This is a genomic window from Bacillus sp. 522_BSPC (assembly GCF_001076885.1).
Lineage (GTDB): Bacteria > Bacillota > Bacilli > Bacillales > Cytobacillaceae > Niallia > Niallia hominis.
Genome location: NZ_JVDT01000150.1, coordinates 1 through 16,608, shown reverse-complemented (window position 1 = coordinate 16,608; position 16,608 = coordinate 1). Strand labels below are relative to the sequence as shown.

11 protein-coding genes are annotated in these 16,608 nt (G+C 34.7%); 1 reads left to right on the top strand and 10 read right to left on the bottom strand.

Annotated features, from left to right (window positions below; genetic code table 11):
- Positions 1-48: 48 nt before the first annotated feature.
- From ADJ83_RS12110 to ADJ83_RS12090, 5 genes are all read right to left on the bottom strand, one after another.
- Entirely contained in the window at positions 49-1,176 is a 1,128-nt protein-coding gene (locus ADJ83_RS12110) for an endonuclease NucS (protein WP_031537994.1), read from the bottom strand.
- A 421-nt stretch (positions 1,177-1,597) separates the two neighbouring features.
- The gene (locus tag ADJ83_RS12105) at positions 1,598-2,722 is read right to left on the bottom strand and encodes an IS4 family transposase (RefSeq protein ID WP_048717821.1); all 1,125 of its coding nucleotides are present in this window, start codon (positions 2,720-2,722) and stop codon (positions 1,598-1,600) included.
- 200 nt (positions 2,723-2,922) lie between these two features.
- Positions 2,923-3,945 (bottom strand): 2,3-butanediol dehydrogenase, encoded by a 1,023-nt coding sequence (locus ADJ83_RS12100; protein ID WP_048717819.1) that lies wholly within the window; start codon positions 3,943-3,945, stop codon positions 2,923-2,925.
- Positions 3,946-4,078: 133 nt separating this feature from the next.
- A complete protein-coding gene (locus ADJ83_RS12095) occupies positions 4,079-4,702 on the bottom strand; it encodes a TetR family transcriptional regulator (protein ID WP_031537996.1) in 624 nt (207 codons plus the stop codon).
- Between the two features lie 115 nt (positions 4,703-4,817).
- The gene (locus tag ADJ83_RS12090; RefSeq protein WP_031539941.1) at positions 4,818-5,720 is read right to left on the bottom strand and encodes a 3-hydroxyacyl-CoA dehydrogenase; all 903 of its coding nucleotides are present in this window, start codon (positions 5,718-5,720) and stop codon (positions 4,818-4,820) included.
- Between the two features lie 347 nt (positions 5,721-6,067).
- Here ADJ83_RS12090 and aiiA point away from each other — a divergent pair, with 347 nt between their 5' ends.
- The gene (aiiA, locus tag ADJ83_RS12085) at positions 6,068-6,823 is read left to right on the top strand and encodes a quorum-quenching N-acyl homoserine lactonase AiiA (RefSeq protein ID WP_048717817.1); all 756 of its coding nucleotides are present in this window, start codon (positions 6,068-6,070) and stop codon (positions 6,821-6,823) included.
- A 149-nt stretch (positions 6,824-6,972) separates the two neighbouring features.
- Here the strand turns inward: aiiA and ADJ83_RS12080 are convergent, their stop codons facing one another.
- From ADJ83_RS12080 to ADJ83_RS12060, 5 genes are all read right to left on the bottom strand, one after another.
- Positions 6,973-11,385 (bottom strand): hypothetical protein, encoded by a 4,413-nt coding sequence (locus tag ADJ83_RS12080; RefSeq protein ID WP_048717815.1) that lies wholly within the window; start codon positions 11,383-11,385, stop codon positions 6,973-6,975.
- On the bottom strand, positions 11,372-12,112 hold the full coding sequence (locus ADJ83_RS12075) for a DUF6063 family protein (RefSeq protein ID WP_048717814.1): 741 nt from the start codon (positions 12,110-12,112) through the stop codon (positions 11,372-11,374). The genes ADJ83_RS12080 and ADJ83_RS12075 overlap by 14 nt, the downstream gene beginning before the upstream one ends.
- A complete protein-coding gene (locus ADJ83_RS12070; protein ID WP_035416739.1) occupies positions 12,087-13,613 on the bottom strand; it encodes a hypothetical protein in 1,527 nt (508 codons plus the stop codon). The genes ADJ83_RS12075 and ADJ83_RS12070 overlap by 26 nt, the downstream gene beginning before the upstream one ends.
- Positions 13,586-14,617 (bottom strand): Wadjet anti-phage system protein JetD domain-containing protein, encoded by a 1,032-nt coding sequence (locus ADJ83_RS12065; protein ID WP_048717813.1) that lies wholly within the window; start codon positions 14,615-14,617, stop codon positions 13,586-13,588. Before ADJ83_RS12065 ends, ADJ83_RS12070 begins: the two co-directional genes overlap by 28 nt.
- A 462-nt stretch (positions 14,618-15,079) precedes the next feature.
- Complete coding sequence (locus ADJ83_RS12060; protein ID WP_016205067.1) at positions 15,080-16,489, bottom strand: IS110 family transposase; 1,410 nt, start codon at positions 16,487-16,489, stop codon at positions 15,080-15,082.
- Positions 16,490-16,608: the final 119 nt, after the last annotated feature.

The window sequence follows — 16,608 nt, the reverse complement described above, 5'->3', positions numbered from 1 at the left end:
TTCGTCTTTAATGATTAGTTATTTTGTTTTGTCCCACCCTCTTTATTCTTATACTTCTTCAAAAACTAGTCTGTTTGTATTTTTATCATATTTATATTTGATGAATCTTACATTTCTCCATTCAGCAGATTCTGTGGGACGTCTTCCTTTAATATAATTCCGCTTGCAAATATTCTCTCTCTCCTTAATTACTTCCTCTGGAAAATCATATGCCACAAGAAAAGCTTCAATCATTGAATAATCTCCATGAGAGTATTCTTGATTAATCCAGTCTACATATTTCATCACCTGATTAATTGCTTCTTTATTCGCACCATCTCTTTTAATCTCTATTAATAAGTACTTAGAAATAGTATCAAAACCTTCAATATTTCTATATCCAAACATATCCATTTTATCCATATAATCAATTGGTTTAAACGGTGAAGCAATCACTTGGTGAGAAATATAATCCCACTTTCCAAATATACTTTCTTTATTATTGGTAATAATATCAGCAATATGAGCTTCAATTGCCATCTCATGCCTTATGTAATCTTCTTTAGAAGAGTATTTTAAAATATTCTCTGATGTTAAAGAATACTTATCGGATAATTTATGTTTTATACTATTTCGTAGCGATTCACTAAATGAGAATTTCCCTTGCCCTATGTTTAGATACTCTTCATTTCTCTTCAATATAATATCCCTTAGAGCCTTATTTTCTTCTTCATCAATTTTTATAAAAGATACCTTCCAGAATGCCCTTAAAATTCTAAATTTATCAGGATTAGAAGCTAAAACGTCATCCATGTCAATTCCTTTTTCAAAAAAACAGGGATAAGGATAGAATGAACAAATAAATCTATTATTAATAGAATTTTCAGATTCATCTAACAACAAACTATCTTTAATATATCCGTAGATTGGTATTTTAGGAATATCTGCATCAGGATAATTTAGAAATTTACAATCATTCTTGATATTTTTAAGAATACCTATTCCATAAATTTTTCTTTTAATAAAAAAATATACATTATCTCCTTCTTTCATAGTTAGATAGTCAGTTAAAGTTCCTTCATGGTGAGCTAACCAGCGATTATTCGTTGGCTCTGTCAAGTTAGTACTATAAATACCGTTATTTATAATTTTTTCAAGTGACTTCATATTATTTAAGTTAAATACATACCCTGCCATATTATCCCCTTATTTTTTGTTTTTTCTTGTTGTGCTATCTATTCACAAAAATAATACACCTAATATTTCCCATACTCTTTCAATTCTAATATTATCCACACATTAAATCAAATATATCAACATAAAAGGCATTTTCCTCTTTGATATAATGTTTATTTCAATGCTCTTCTATATGTAGAGTTCTAAAAAAAACAAAAGCCAGGCACCACTAAAAGACACTTGTCCTTTGCAGTTGCCTGACACTTAGAAAATAAGATTAAATTATCTACATTTTTTCACTAGCGTCGCATAAAAATTGACGGAATTTTCCGTTATTAATTATCCTTACTTTTGAGTAAAAAGAAAGATGATTAAACATAGGTAGTAAACATCCATTTTTTTACTATACCTTGTGGCGAGTGTGATAGAGACAGTGATTGGCTTATGGGACAGTGTTTCCCCCTATTTTTCTCAACCAAATGTGTTCCGGTTTCCATAAAGCTGCTTTCAAATAACGACTAATTTGTAAGTACGATCGCTTACTTTTCGTGTTCCGTTGAGCCAGTACATTCAAGCAATAGACGATCATCGCTATATACACTTGGTTGTGCACAGCTTGTTCACTCTGTCCAAAGAATTTTTTGATATTCAAATGCTGTTTCATCCATTTGAAAAACAGTTCAATGGCCCACCGTGATTTGTAAAGTTCAGCGATTTCATCCGCACTTAAATCAAAACGATTCGTTAACAAGTGTAGCTCATTTCCTTTTGTATCCCATACTTTGATCAAACGGAAAACATTCTCCGATCGATTTTGTGTGGTTCCAATGACGACCATCTCATCCGATAACACAGAAGAATCTTCTAGTAACGAGAGTGTTTCAAGGCTACGTACAACCGCATTTTTACGCAGTCGAGAGACGAAGAAATAGCCTTCATCTGTCATGCGATCGAATCGTTCATAGTCCAAGTATCCACGATCAAACACATACATGCATTCTTTGTCATCGACCAGGATCTCAAGCTGGCCTCGGTCATGTTCGTTGGCATTTGTAAGCACGGATTGATCTGGATAGGAATGACCTTTTTCCATAAATACGAGGCGTAGATGGAGCTTCACACCAGATTTGGTTTTTCGAAATTTTGCCCACTTATGGTTGTTCAAGTTTAATGGTAATGTACTGGAATCAATAATTTTAAGAGGTGTTGTCGTTTTTCGTCTCGCTTGAAAATCAGTCTTCCGATGAATTTGCTTGACTAAATCAAGAAAAATAGTTTGGAAAAACTCCGTTGGAACCAGATTTAATCGTCTACCCAGTTGAGAGAAACTAATGGAATCAAGTTGAGTGGCGTTTTGTAATTCTTCTGAAAACACGCAATCACTTAATGCACGCAAACTCTCCGTTTCATGGAGTTGTGCATATAGTAGTAATTTCAAAAAGGAAGTCATATGCAGCTTCTTCGTATAGTAATTTAAATGATAGTTTTTCACTTGTTCCTCCAACAAATTGTTGGAAATAGGTGAAAGCCATTGTTCAAATGATGTTTTTCGTGTAAACTTATCCATGCGTTAGTCCTTTATTTTGGATTTGGATAGGTTACTACCACCAACCCATTATAAAGGCTTTTTTTATAGAAAAGTTTATTTGCGGAAAATTTAATTTATTTAGCTATGTTGAATTATTTTAATGCGACACTAGTGACATTTTTTAACAAAAAAAAGAAAATATTTCCTAAAAAACACAACATTAATCCAACTGATAGAAATCAATGACTACTCATTTCTACCAAAATCTTGCACTGACTCCGATCATTTGTTAACCTTTCCAATCCTTCTGTAACTAGATCATCCAATGCAATCTTGCTTGTTATAACTGCATTTCCATTAATCACACCACGTGCTAGTAATCGAATAACTTCAGGGAATAGATTATTATAGGCAAATGACCCACTAACCTTTACTTCTGGAGAAACGATTAAATTGGGACTAAATGAAACTGGTTTCTCCCACACACTAACTATTTTAAATTCTCCTCCTGGTCGGATAGAAACGATGCCTGTTGAAAATGTTGCTTCCACACCTGCAGCATCGTAAGCAACATCTACTCCTCCTTCTGTATTATCCAAAATAAAGCTTCTGACATCTTGCTCCATAGGATTGAGTACATAGGTTGCCCCTAATTCCAATGCTTTTTTCCGTCTTTCATCAGATACTTCAACGACAAAGATTTCACTTGCTCCTGCGGCTTTTACTGCCTGTAAAACAAGTAATCCAATTGGTCCTGCACCGAATATAGCAGCAGTGTCACCAAGACGAAGCTGACTTGTACGTACTGCATGTACAGCAACTGAAGTTGGCTCAACAAGGGCTCCAAGCTCTAAACTCATTTGATCTGGTAAAAGATATACATTCTCTTGGTTCACCACTGCATATTCAGCAAATCCACCAGATTTTGTATAGCCATAAGAGCCACCCAATTTACATATATTGAAATACCCTCGTTTACAGTTCGTACATTTCCCACATGGTGTTAACGGTTCAACAGCGACTCTATCTCCAACATTAGCCTTTGAAACACCTTCACCAACTTCGACAACCGTACCAGAAAATTCATGTCCCCATACAGAATGGGTACGAAAAGGGTATGCCCCAGCAAGATATTCATGCATATCACTTCCACAAATGCCTGCAAATGCAACTTTTATTTTCACCATACCACTTTCTAATGAAGGAACTGCTGTTTCTTCAATTCTGATATCTTTTGCTCCATAAAAATTGGCTGCTTTCATTACTGTACTCCCCTTTATGAAAATACTTACCATCAATCAGGAGGTTATTTTTTTCTATACCTCACCGATCGTTTGTTTAACCAATCAACCTTTTAAAGGATAAGTGTATCCCTTACTAATCTCCTTATCTTTGTTAAAGAGAAGACTTCCTGCTCTTTAATTCGGGATCGATAAGTCCTTGTAAAAGAAAACGCACCGCATAATCTGCAATCTCTTCGGATGTAAGATCTAAACTCCCACGATTTAAGAAACTATTATGGTAAGAATACATTAAAGTTCCCATAATAAAGTCAATAGCTAAATCAACTGAAGGAAAATGAATCGTTTTCTGCTCCATACATGCCAGCAATATTACCCGAAGTTGTTCCCAAGAAGGTAAGAAGACATCTTTTAGCATCCCAATCCTAGGACTATTCATTACAATTTCCTGCTGCAAAATATTAATTAATTCATGTTCTTCATGACGATACAGAATAAATCTTTTACAAAATTCTTTTAAAGCCTCTAAAGAATCCGATAAATCATATTCTGTCGTCATAAAAGATTCTCTCAACGGTTCAAAAAGTGCATAAAATACATTTTCTTTTCCACCAAAATGGTAGGATACCAACGCAAGAGATACCTTTGCCTCTTCACATATCTGCCTCACTGTTGTTCCATCATATCCCTTTTTAGAAAATAGATGCTTAGCGGCATGTAATATTTGAACTTTTACTTGTTTATTTTTTTCTTCATCATTTACTATTTGCTTTGCCATAGTTCCCTCTTCCTGTCCTACATGAACAAATAATGAACTTTTTAAAATACTAGTTTATGCTTGTCCTTTTTACTTGTCAATTTACACTTGGATAGAACTTTCGGCATTTTCCTACTTATTTATTTTTTAAAAAGTCAGGATCAGCGAAACTTGGATTTGGATATTTATAGAATCCCTCTCCTGTTGCACGTCCTAATTTTCCTTTATCAATATAATCAACTTTTAATTTATCAGCTAACTTTATATATTCAGCAGCTCCAGTTGCATCTGCTTTTCCTTTTGTAATGTTATAAGCAGTAGTAATACCGACTACATCAAGAATTGCAAATGGTCCCATAGGTGCTCCAGTTGCTACCATCCATGTTTTATCGATTGTTTCCACTTCTGCTACTTCATTAACAAGTAACATTTGAGCTGCTTCTAACAGAGGAACTAATAAGGAGTTCAAAATATAGCCTGGCTGTTCTTTATGAAGTGGTAATGCAATCATTCCAATACTTTTTGCAAAAGCTATTACTTCTTCAAAAACACTTTCAGAAGTTCCTTTATGCTTCATAATTTCCGCAGTGTTATTTTTCCAAATTTCATTAGCAAAATGAAGAGCTAAGAACTTATCTGGACGTCCAGTAGCTTCAACAAATTGGCTTGGTAGAAGTGTGGAAGAATTTGTAGCAAAAATAGTTTTTTCTGGAGCAACAGTGGCTAACTGTTTGTAAAAATCTGTTTTAATTTGGACTACTTCAGGGATTGCTTCAATAACAAGATCTGCATTTTCAACCGCATCTGCTAAGTTCGAATAAAAAGAAAGACGACCATAAGCTTCCTTTAACTCTGCATCCGTAGAACCGATATCTTTTTTGTAGTATGGCATTAAATCTTGAAGGCGATCTTTTGCTTTTTCTAGAACTTCCTCATTTATATCGTATACGGATACTTTATACCCCATAAATGCAGTTTGAAAGGCAATTTGACTACCTAAAACTCCACTACCAGCAACAGTAATATGTTTGAAATCCATTGTAAATTCTCCCTTTCTGTTCCTTAATAGATTCATTACTTTAAAAAATAATAAACTATCATCTATTTGAACAATCGTTTTGAACGTTTGTTCAATTTATAATTTACGCTTATCCTTTTTTATTGTCAAACATAAACATCTTGCTTATAGTGAAAAACGAATACCAAGCACTAGAAAAGACATTTATTTCTGAATGGTGTTGCAACTCCATTCAGAAATAAATGCTGCTTCTGTAGATGAACTACTAGATTCCATGAAGATTAAAGCATATATACATGTTCAAAAAGCTAAATCTATGACATAATGTTTTTAATCTGATTATTCTAACTATTAAGGAGTGGTACTAAATGATAGAAAAACTTTACTGGTTACCTACAGGAAAATTAACGCTAGATCATTCTTCTTTAAATCAAAAATTAGAGCCTGGAAAGCTTGTAACCTTACAAATATGGTCCTATCTGCTAGAAACAAAGGATGGCCCTATCCTTATTGATACAGGTATGCCAGAATCGTTTATTGAAAATCCAGGTTATTTTGATTATACGCCATTTGAAGGGTTGTTCTTACCTGATATGAGAAAGGAAGATCATATTCTTTCCGTATTAGATAGAATTGGCTATAAACCAGATGACATTCAAGCAATCATTTCTTCCCATTTACATATGGATCACGCTGGTGGAAATCCGCTGTTTCCCAAAACACCTATATTTGTTCAGCAAGCAGAGCTGGATGTTTCTATTGGAAACGAAGGATATGCTCCACCAGAATGCACGCAAGCAGATTTAAATTATAAGGCCATTCAAGGAGATTATGAACTCATGCCTGGAATTCAACTTCTCTTCACTCCTGGTCATACACCTGGACATCAATCAATTCTTGTAACTACGAAGCAATCTGGGCCTATTTTATTGACGATTGATTTAGCCTATACAAAAGAAAATTATGAAGATGACATTCCATTTGCTACATTTGATCAACAAATAGCTACTGAATCGATTAGAAAAATTAAAAATCTTATGGCCGAAATACGTCCTACTCGTATTTTTTATGGGCATGATTTGGTCCAAGCAACTACACAGAAGACTTACCCAGACTTTTCTTAGAGACAAACTTCAGATATAGTTTATTACAACTATTATAACAGTGCTATCCAGTTTCATTTTGATAGATTATGAAAAATCCACTCTAGAAAACAACAATAGTACCTGTCACCAAATAAGGTGACAAGCACTATTGTTTGCTACCATTTCCATTACTCAAATAACGTCATCTGCTCCGTCTCCCCAAGCCGATCAATCGTTTGTGGCTCATGATCTTGGAAAAATGCATGGTGCAGCCATTTCTCCTTCGTCATAATCTTTTTACTAGCATCATTTGATGGTCTTAAGCGGCAGCTATAAAGGATTGGAAAATAATCTTGCAAAAATTTACCTTCTGCATGTGCTGTTAACGCAATTATTTGAAATCCTAACTGTTCGGCAACGAAAAAGACCGGACTTAACACATGGTCGCTCGATGCTTTTCCGAATGGATTATCGAGAATTACCACCCTATTACGTTTTCGGTTAGTTGGTTGATGTTTTTTCTTTTCTGCTACATAATTGAGTATGCCTAAAAATAGAGTCATATTCTTACTCCATTTTTCCCCACCGGACCAGACATTACTTTGCTCCCAGCTGTAGTTCCGAGTGGATACCTTATTATCATTGGTTACTTTGCGACAGTTTACTTTTAAAACATCATTACTCATTACTACTTGGAGTAACTGTTTCGTCTGCAGCCATTTCTCTGTCTCTTTTCGAATTTTCACTGTATCTTGTTGTCCTAAGTCATTTAAGAATCTTTCTGAATCCAATTGTTGTAAAATCCATTCAATATAGTCTCTTATTCTCATCTTACCAGCATCTTCTTCCCATTCAGGAATTTTAAAGGTATAGATTTGCTTCCAATCATCTTCCACCTTCACTCTTGTTTTCTTAGGAATTTGATTGATTTCTTCGACCAGTGTTTGTAAATGGGAATGGATTTGATTGATAAAAAATTGTAAATCTTCGTCACTTTGACGGATATGCTCCATGGCATAGTTAGATATTTTCTCAATACGAAGAAGCATATTTTTCTTAAACTCTAACAAATCTTCATAGTTTTGTTTATTATCTAGGCCAGTGATAGCCATCTGCTGCAGCTTAATATTCGAAATTTCACGATTACAAAACTCTCGGAATTTTCGTCGAGACTTTTCCACTTCCGTCTGCTCTGTTTCCACTAATTGTTTATTCTGCTTTAATTCCTTCACTACTTTATCTATATATTTCTGGCGATTATAAGTAAAGGTAAGTATTTCTTCCTGTGCTATAGAAAATGGTACAATATGCGGTGCTTTAAAATGATGACTGTCCTCAAAAAGATCCATGCCTAAAATCGCTTCACCTATAGAAGTTAACTCCTTTTTAATTCTTGCTTCTTCTTTCTCTAAATATGCTTTTCTTTCGAGTAAAGCCTCTTTTTCTATTGCTAGTTCTTCCATAATTTCCGATTTTATTTTGGTAAAATGAACTACTTCTTCTAGGAATTTCTCTTTAAATTGTTTCACTTTTAGTTGCCATATACCATGTTGTCTTTCTTTTCGGGTGTTTCTGCGCTCTACTTCATTTACTAGTTTCTCAATTTCACTTTCAACAGTTTGCATTTGATTCCATAACTGATCTTGCAATAGCTTGTGGTCACTTAGAAACTCTATCGTTTCATCTATATAAGGATGTTCCTTTTGTAACTCTTCTATTTGATTTTTTACTTTGTTAAGAGAATTTTGATTTGCTTCTCTTTTAGCGAGTAATTCTCCTTCGGCAACCGTTATTTCACGAATTTTCATTTCTAATGAGAACATTTTTTCTTTAATTGTCGATTTATCCTCATTTGAAAAGATCGGAATAATGGTTCCTAAAGATTTATACTCCTCCTCTTGCTGAAGCATTTCTGCTCTCACCTTATTCCTACTTATCTGTTCATCTAGATACTCTTTCTCTTCCTTAAAATCAGTTAGTTGTCGTTCAATTCCGATAAGCTCTTTTTTTATTTCTACGAGTTGATTTCTAGTATCTATTTCCTTTCTAGAGACATCTAGAACTTCTTTGGCGTACTGTACATATTGTGTCCCTTTATCGATTTTTCCTTCTAACCCATTTTTCTCATCTCGATAATCTTTAACCGTAATTGTATGCTTTTTCCCTTTATCCTGAAAAGAAAGTATAAGTTTTTTTTCCTTTTGAAGTTGCTGCTCTAAATTCTCTAATAAAGCTTTTGCTTCATTCTGCTGATTCTTCCATTCTGTTATGCGAGCAAATGGATATGTTTCCAGAAAGTTTCGGAATGTCTGCTGGGCATCTTGCCATTTCTTCACTTCCAATTCTTTTTCCTCACGAAGCAGAGTAGCTTCCTTCGCAATCGTACTAACCTGTTTTTTCCATTCCGCGAAATGATTTTGACTTGAGTTTGCTTGCCAGTGAGACGGCACTACCCAATTTTCATTTGCTTGATAATCTTGAATCGTTAATGCTTCTTCAGTAGTAAGTACCACAATTGGGTATTGCAGCTCTTTGGTCATATTGGAAATTCGATCTAGGAGCTTCAACTTAGATTTTTGTGTTGTAACCAACGTAATCGGCCATAAAGGGTATTGTTTTGCTGCTTGCTTTTCTGCTTCATCTAATTCTTGTAAATACTCTACTCCAGTTACTACATAGTCCAATTGATTTTTCCATGACCAAAGCTGTTTTTCAAGGTAGGAATCCCCAAAGAAAATATCTTGATTCGCGTAATCATCAACAAAGCGATGGGCCATTCTTTCTTTATCCAGTAACTTCTCCTTTTCTTTCTTTACATTCACCAATGTTTCAGTAATTCTATGTTCAATGGATTCTTGTTTTAAATATACTGTATCAAGGGCATTCCATGCAGCATAAAGAGTTGCAAGTTCTTTTATTAGCTTTTTTTCTGCTTGTTCTCCAAGTGACAGGTTATAGGAGATTTTGTCCATCTCTTTTTCCAGATTCATCACTTGCAATTGAACCTCTTCTTTTCTTTGCTCTGCTTCTTTTATCTCCACCAGAAATTGCTTCATTTCCTGTTCCAGACGAATGATTTCTTGATCGAGATGCTGTGCTCTATGCTGCCATACTAAGAGCTCTGCTTCAACTTTTTCTTGTTCTGGATTGGCAAGAATTTGTTGTTTTATACGCCCCATATCCTTTTTAAGATAATTAATTGTCGTAGTAATTTGTGTATTAAGTGCCTCTATCTCCTTCTCCCTTGCCAATAAATCTCTTTGCTTTGATTCTTTACTAGCAATCCCATCCATTATAGGATTTAGTTGATACCTTATCTCTTGCTTATTTTTTTCTAACCGTTCAAATTCTCCTTCATACCACCCTAACAAAGTTGCTTTTACTTCCACTAATTGTTCTCTAAAATCTTGCACTTCTTCCTTTTGATCATGCATTTTCAGTTCTGCTTCTATGTTGGTTAGCGCTTCTATTAATACACGTTTTTCGTTCTTTAAACCTTTTAGTTTTAAGGAGTAAAATTCTTTTTTATACCGCTTGAGATTTTCTTCTTTGTCATTTTTTTGTTGATAACTTTCTTTATAAGCTTGATCTAAATTCTGAAACTTCCACTCTTCTTGTAAAATATCAAAAGAAGCCTCTTTCACTTCATATAAATGATTACTCGAAAACCATTCCTTCCATTTTTCTGTAATACTTTGTTGTTCTGCTAAGTAGCTTTCTTTTTGGCTAATCGCTTCCTTATAAAGACCTTTTACAAACTGTTTCGTTTTTTCATAAACATTTTCTTGAAAATGAAGTACTTCATATTTTTTTGTGAAATCTTCCAATTTCCTTTGTATTTGTTTATTTTCTTCTAATGTTTCTTTTAAATTTTGATAGTTTTTTAAACTGGCATGCTGTTGTTCAAATGTATTAGCGAACAACTGCGTATCATGACCAACAATTGAATTTTCTACTATAGGTATTAATAGACGGTCAAATAATTGATTCGTGTTTTTGCAGTCGTCAAAAAAAGCTTCTACTCCCCCTTCTGAACTATTAATTTTCGCAATACTTTCCCATTCACTTGTGATGATTTGAAATTGTTCTTCTATATACTGCTTATACTCTTTAATTGTCTGAAATGTTCTCGCCGATAAAGATTTTTCTCGCATATAACTATAGTAGTCTTGCATTTCGCCTTTTTCTGCCGTTCTTTTTCCTGCTTTCCCTTCTTTCACAAAAGGAATTTCTTCCATGCTGTTTGCATCGTTTTCTCCGTAATCATAGACATAGCGTAGTGAATCGATTCCTTGTTTTGTTGTAAATAGCGACACCGCTGTTACTACATAATGTCTTGGATTATCATTGGTAATCCATTCAATGGCAATATGCGCCGGAGCATTCTCAAGCATTAATGTATTCTTGATTTTCCGATCTGCTAAATCTGTATGAGGCAAAATAGCTTGCAGGGCAGTTTGAATAAAAACAGTCTTTCCTCCGCCGTTTTCTAAAAGAATCGCACTATTTTGTCCATCAAATAAAAAAATCTCATTGTTGTAACGCTTATTCCCCTCTTCATAGATCACATTCGTTAACCGGATTTTGCTAATCGATGGCATGACTTTCCTCCTTACTAAAGCTATAAATAAACTCGAAAATGCCCTTATTATATTCCACTTCCATAAAATATCGCTGAATGATTGTTTTCGCCTTTTCCGTTAAAGTTATTTCATTATTACCAATATCTTGGATTAAATCTTGATCAATTAAGAATCGCTTTACCGTATTCATGAAACTAAACCGACTGATTGTATTTCCAGCCTGCTTTTTAGCCGTTTCCTTAATATCATCCATGTCTTCCCATTTCTCGATAATGATACTCCAATTATAAGAAAACTCCTTTTCCAGTTCCTTCAATGTATCTTCATCATGCGTCTTTAGATGCTCTATTCGTTCATGAATAAAGCGCACCCATTCATCCAATCTTAAGAAAAGTCTTGTGGGCTCTATGCTTTGATAGGTATCGTAAAAACTACCAAAAAGGACGATGGTCGCAAAATAAAGCAAATAAATATCTCCATTTGTTGCTCCAGAACGTAAATAATTTCGCTTCAGCCATTCATTGCTAACATGAAAGGGGGATAGTTTCGTTTCTGGTATTAATAGCATTTGTTCGCTGGTATTCACAATAACACAGTCCACTTCTTTACTAAATAGATCGAGCAATCCTCGAATTTCGTCATCTGCTTTATATTGCTGAACAGCTTCTTTATCTGCTACACCATCCCGAACTAATCTTGTATATATTTGAAAAGCATTCTTAATCGTTTGTTCCGAGTAATTCATTTTCTTCTCCTTCCAAAGAAATAATCATTTCTTGAATTGAATAGCGGGCAAATTGTCTAATAACACTCTTTTCTTCTATAACAATAAGCGTACGATTTTCTATAAGTGCCAAAGCTTCACCAAGTAAGGTTGTTCCTTCTTCTTCCTGTATAGAACCTTGCGCAATTGGTGACCTTTGATGCAAGATTAACCAAAATTCATAAAAATAACGATTTTCATAGAGCGACGATTGTCCAATTTCGTCTAAAAAATGAAGATAGGAAGATAAAGTATTCCCCTTTCCTGTCTGATAGGCAAATAAAAATAATTCCATAATCTCTTTATATTTTTTCATTAGATTTTTCCGATAAGGTCCATCTTCGTCTTCATTACTTAGCTCTATTAATCCTTGCTCCACTGGTTTTTCTCTTTCTTCGTTTATATTTTGTTCAGCCAAAATGGTTAGAGGTGACCAGAAGTGATTTTCTTCCACTTTTAAAAATGGGTGCAAAACGCCTTGCATCGCTTCAAAAGGTAATGGTGTGGAAATCAAATGAGAAACAATATCTTGATCGAAATTAAATGCTTGTATCCCCGTATAATATAGCGATTCTTGGGCAGTCACTAGCGTAGTATTTTTTAAGGATAGTGTCTGTTCCAACAACCTTGAATGCTCATAATGTACTCCTTCTAATTCTCTTGTAATGGTAAGAATTAATTCATACGTTTTGTGCTCCTTCTTGTGAACATCTTTGGAATACAATCTTTCTCTTGTCTCTTTTACAAATTGGCGGAGCTCTTTAAATTCTTCATCTTCTCTTGATAATCGGGCAGAAATATCTTCTAATAGCTGTTTATAGCGGGCAAAGGTTTCTTCTGAAACAATACTCCGCTGAATCTCATGTTTTAACTTTCCAATTCGTTCATCTAAACTTTCTACATCTATTCTCATTTCATTAATCTGGCGCAGAGCTCCTTTAAACTCCCCTCGATCCAATTGTTTCCGCAACATAAGCTGATTAATAGACAGTTGAAATTCACTATAAAATTCTTTCGTCGCAAACACTAATTCAAGCCCATCTTCATCCAACGTATAATATTGTGTATTGGTTTCCATATCAAAATTATTCGCTTTGAGAATAGAATAGTCTATTATATCCTCTTTTCCTGAATCCCAATTATAATAAGAATAACTGCGTTTCCTCCCTGTTGTAGGTCGAAATATTTGAATAATAGTTCTTGCTATTCTTTCATAATCCCGCTCATCAAGTATATATTGATTTTCCGTTAGCTTTTGCAAAAAGCGAGCCAATTGTTTTGTACCAACTTTATAATTCCGAATTAATTTCTGCTCAAAAAAGAAAAGCAAGGAAAGCAATCCAAGTCCTTTCATATCAACCATCAACTCTTGTTGATCTTGTTCTCGTTTTCTTTCTAATTCATATAATGGATCAAATAAAGCGAGACGATGCATTCGTTCTCTATATCCATTCGTTATTTCTTGTAATTCAAGCTTGTCCAATTTGACTCCCTCCAAATTTGCTGCAACTCCTTAGTTTTAAGTGTTTCCTGTGGATAATAGCATCCGTCTTCTAAGAGGCGTTGAATTTGCAGTTGCTGCTCCAAAGGAAAATAGGATAAAAATTGACTGAATGCTATTTCTCTACTTTTTTGATATGCTTTTCCCATAGCAGATTTCTTATGCAAACAAGCTTCATAGAAAGGAAGTGCTAATATCATATTCTGTTTTTCATTCAAGGAATACCAAATGGATATGCCTTCATGATCTATATCACCAAAGTAGAAAAAATAGTGTTTAGCTATTACAGGATACTGCATAGGAAATTGTTCAATACTTTTTATTACTGCTTTTCCACTCCCGTAGATTAATGTAGAAAATTTTGTTTCTTTTAATACAGGAAGTAGCCCTTGAAAGGTTGTCTTATTTTCAACTATTAAATGAAACTGTTCTTCTACTGTTATTTGCATAGGATTAATTGCGAACATGAGTGGTTCAGAAACTGGGATAATTTTCAATGAATGAAAGAGACCGATTTTCTCGAGTATTTCTTTTCCTCCTTTTTCCACTATCCATTTCTCATCTTCCACTAATTCATAGCTCCGTTCTGGAGCAGGTACTTCTTCAGTTGGAAAAGAAAACTTCTGCAAATACTGATCAATCTTCTGGATATAAGGTAAGTGTTTTTTCCAAACATTAGGTTCTTCTTGATAGTATGCGTCCAAATTAATGGATGGGTGCAAGTTTCTTCGGTAGGATTGTAATTCCTTATGATAATCATCTACTAACATTTTCTTTTGAATACGATATTGAAAGGCAAGTGAAGGATTTCGACTATTTCTTCCTTTTGCTTTTACCATTCCAAGAATTCCTTCTGCTTCCAATTCCAACACTACTTGAGCAAATTCCTCATAGCTACGAATAAATGGCTTTATCACTTGTTCTAATTCAAGCAGTGATACAGTCTTCTTTGGGAATGCAATAAACAATTTTTTTATCTCTTCCAATACACAAACACTTCTTTCATAAGTAATTAAATCTATTATTATTGTACTAGATAATGGTATGAAGGCTAAATATTTTTTTCATAACAAAGTGCCTAACAAAGTGCCAGCGTATAATGGTAAATAAGTCAAATGGAAATTTCTTAGAAAAAAGACAAACTTTAAGAAAAGTCCCCTATTTCCATTTTTAGGAAGAATCAACCATCACAGAGTATTATTATAGGGCTCCTCTAGAGCGTGAAAGGACCTTGCGTTTCATCCTACAGGGATACCGCCTAGCGAATATAAACTTCGATTTTCACGTATTATTCGTATTTGCAGGACAAGATCCATAACGCTGGCACACGAGGTCTAAAGCCTCAGGCACGAAATACAATGTGATCTAACGTCCTAGAGGAGCCCCATTTTAGCTCAAACAATAATAAATTTATAAAAGGTTAAATAATGGTACGATAAACTTCTAAATTAAGCTGATAGGCAAGTATTTGACAAGACGTGGACTTCATAAAACCGTTTTGTGTTAGCGACTCTAAGCTTCTTACTTATTTCATCTACTAGAACATAGTTCTCTTGATCCGTATGGTATAAGGTATGGTTTCGAATCATGGAAAAGGCTAGGCGAATCATTCGGTTTCCTAAGGCTATATAGGCCTGACCCGTGAGTTTTCCACGCTCCTTAAAGGCTTTATATCTTTGTTTCATTTCGGGATTATTTACAGCTAGGGATTTACCTACCTGGTAGGTGATATTTCGGAATGTTCTTCTTCCTTGTTTAGAAATACAGAAATAAGATGGTCTTTTCCCTCCCGATTGCTTCACAATAGGATTGGTCCCTGCCAATTTAATTAATTGCCCCGCATGTTCGAAATCGGAGATATCGCCCATTTCAGCGTATAATTCAGCTCCAGTAACCACTCCTATCCCAGGAACACTTAGAATAACTGCTCCCTCCATACCAACAAACAAATCTTCAATTTTACGTTCTAATTCACCAATTTGGTTATTCAATAATTCAAAACGATCCAATTTTTGAGTTAGGAGAAAAATGTCCCCCTCTAAAGATGCTTTGGGTTGAGATATCGAATTTTCCGCATAGTTTAATAGAATCTGAATGGTGTTGTCTCTTATTTTTAAGTTTTCACGAATGGAAAGATCACGTAATCCCTTTTCCCCAAGCTTTAAAATATCGCTTGGATGGGGATAATGCCTCATGAGGTAGAGAGGTGCTTTTCCAAACAAATTACTAAATGGTTCCACTTTTTCACGCTTTCCTTTTACCCAGACGGATTTCCCCTGAAATTCCCTAAAAATATGGTCTAAATGCATACGAATCAAGTTTTGAGTAGCTGTTCGTTCCCCCACTAATTCGCGTCGGGCACGTGTAAGTTTCTGTAGGCTTAGCACATCACCAGAAGCTAACTCGTTGGATGTCCCCCGGCCATGAATCATGGATTGAACAATGGCCATTAGATCTAAATTATCCGTCTTAGACCAATTTAATAGGGTTTGTCTTTCCTGGGCAGTAGTAGCTGCATTCAAAGTTCGAACATGATAGCCAAGCGAATGACTTTTTCTAACAAGATCCTCGTAATAATGCCCTGTCGTTTCAATCCCCACTACTACTTCTTTCAGTCTGTTTTTATTCTTTTCCGACTCAATGATTCTCTTTAAATAGTCGAAACCAGTCATAGAAGCATCAAACTCGAAAGGTTTGACTAAAATGTCCCCATAAAACGTACAAATCAATGCTTTTTGTGTAAACTTTGCCGCATCAATCGCCACTAACATTAAATTTTCTGTCCCTGTCTCTCTCAAGAACTCTGCCCATCGACTTCCTTTTTTACCTTGAATGTGGTTAAATATTGAATATGCCATCGTTTTCATCTCCTTGGTAAGGGTAGTAAGATTGGAAGTTCTGTGATAGGTACTTCCATTTTACAATGAAAACGGTGGCTTTTTTCTAATTATTTGACCTATTTACTATACTAGGCACC

Bases quoted from the DNA above. Each gene is read 5' to 3' on its own strand.
- ADJ83_RS12110 (WP_031537994.1), bottom strand. From the start codon at position 1,176: ATGGCAGGGTATGTATTTAACTTAAATAATATGAAGTCACTTGAAAAA.
- ADJ83_RS12105 (WP_048717821.1), bottom strand. From the start codon at position 2,722: ATGGATAAGTTTACACGAAAAACATCATTTGAACAATGGCTTTCACCT.
- ADJ83_RS12100 (WP_048717819.1), bottom strand. From the start codon at position 3,945: ATGAAAGCAGCCAATTTTTATGGAGCAAAAGATATCAGAATTGAAGAA.
- ADJ83_RS12095 (WP_031537996.1), bottom strand. From the start codon at position 4,702: ATGGCAAAGCAAATAGTAAATGATGAAGAAAAAAATAAACAAGTAAAA.
- ADJ83_RS12090 (WP_031539941.1), bottom strand. From the start codon at position 5,720: ATGGATTTCAAACATATTACTGTTGCTGGTAGTGGAGTTTTAGGTAGT.
- aiiA (WP_048717817.1), top strand. From the start codon at position 6,068: ATGATAGAAAAACTTTACTGGTTACCTACAGGAAAATTAACGCTAGAT.
- ADJ83_RS12080 (WP_048717815.1), bottom strand. From the start codon at position 11,385: ATGCCATCGATTAGCAAAATCCGGTTAACGAATGTGATCTATGAAGAG.
- ADJ83_RS12075 (WP_048717814.1), bottom strand. From the start codon at position 12,112: ATGAATTACTCGGAACAAACGATTAAGAATGCTTTTCAAATATATACA.
- ADJ83_RS12060 (WP_016205067.1), bottom strand. From the start codon at position 16,489: ATGGCATATTCAATATTTAACCACATTCAAGGTAAAAAAGGAAGTCGA.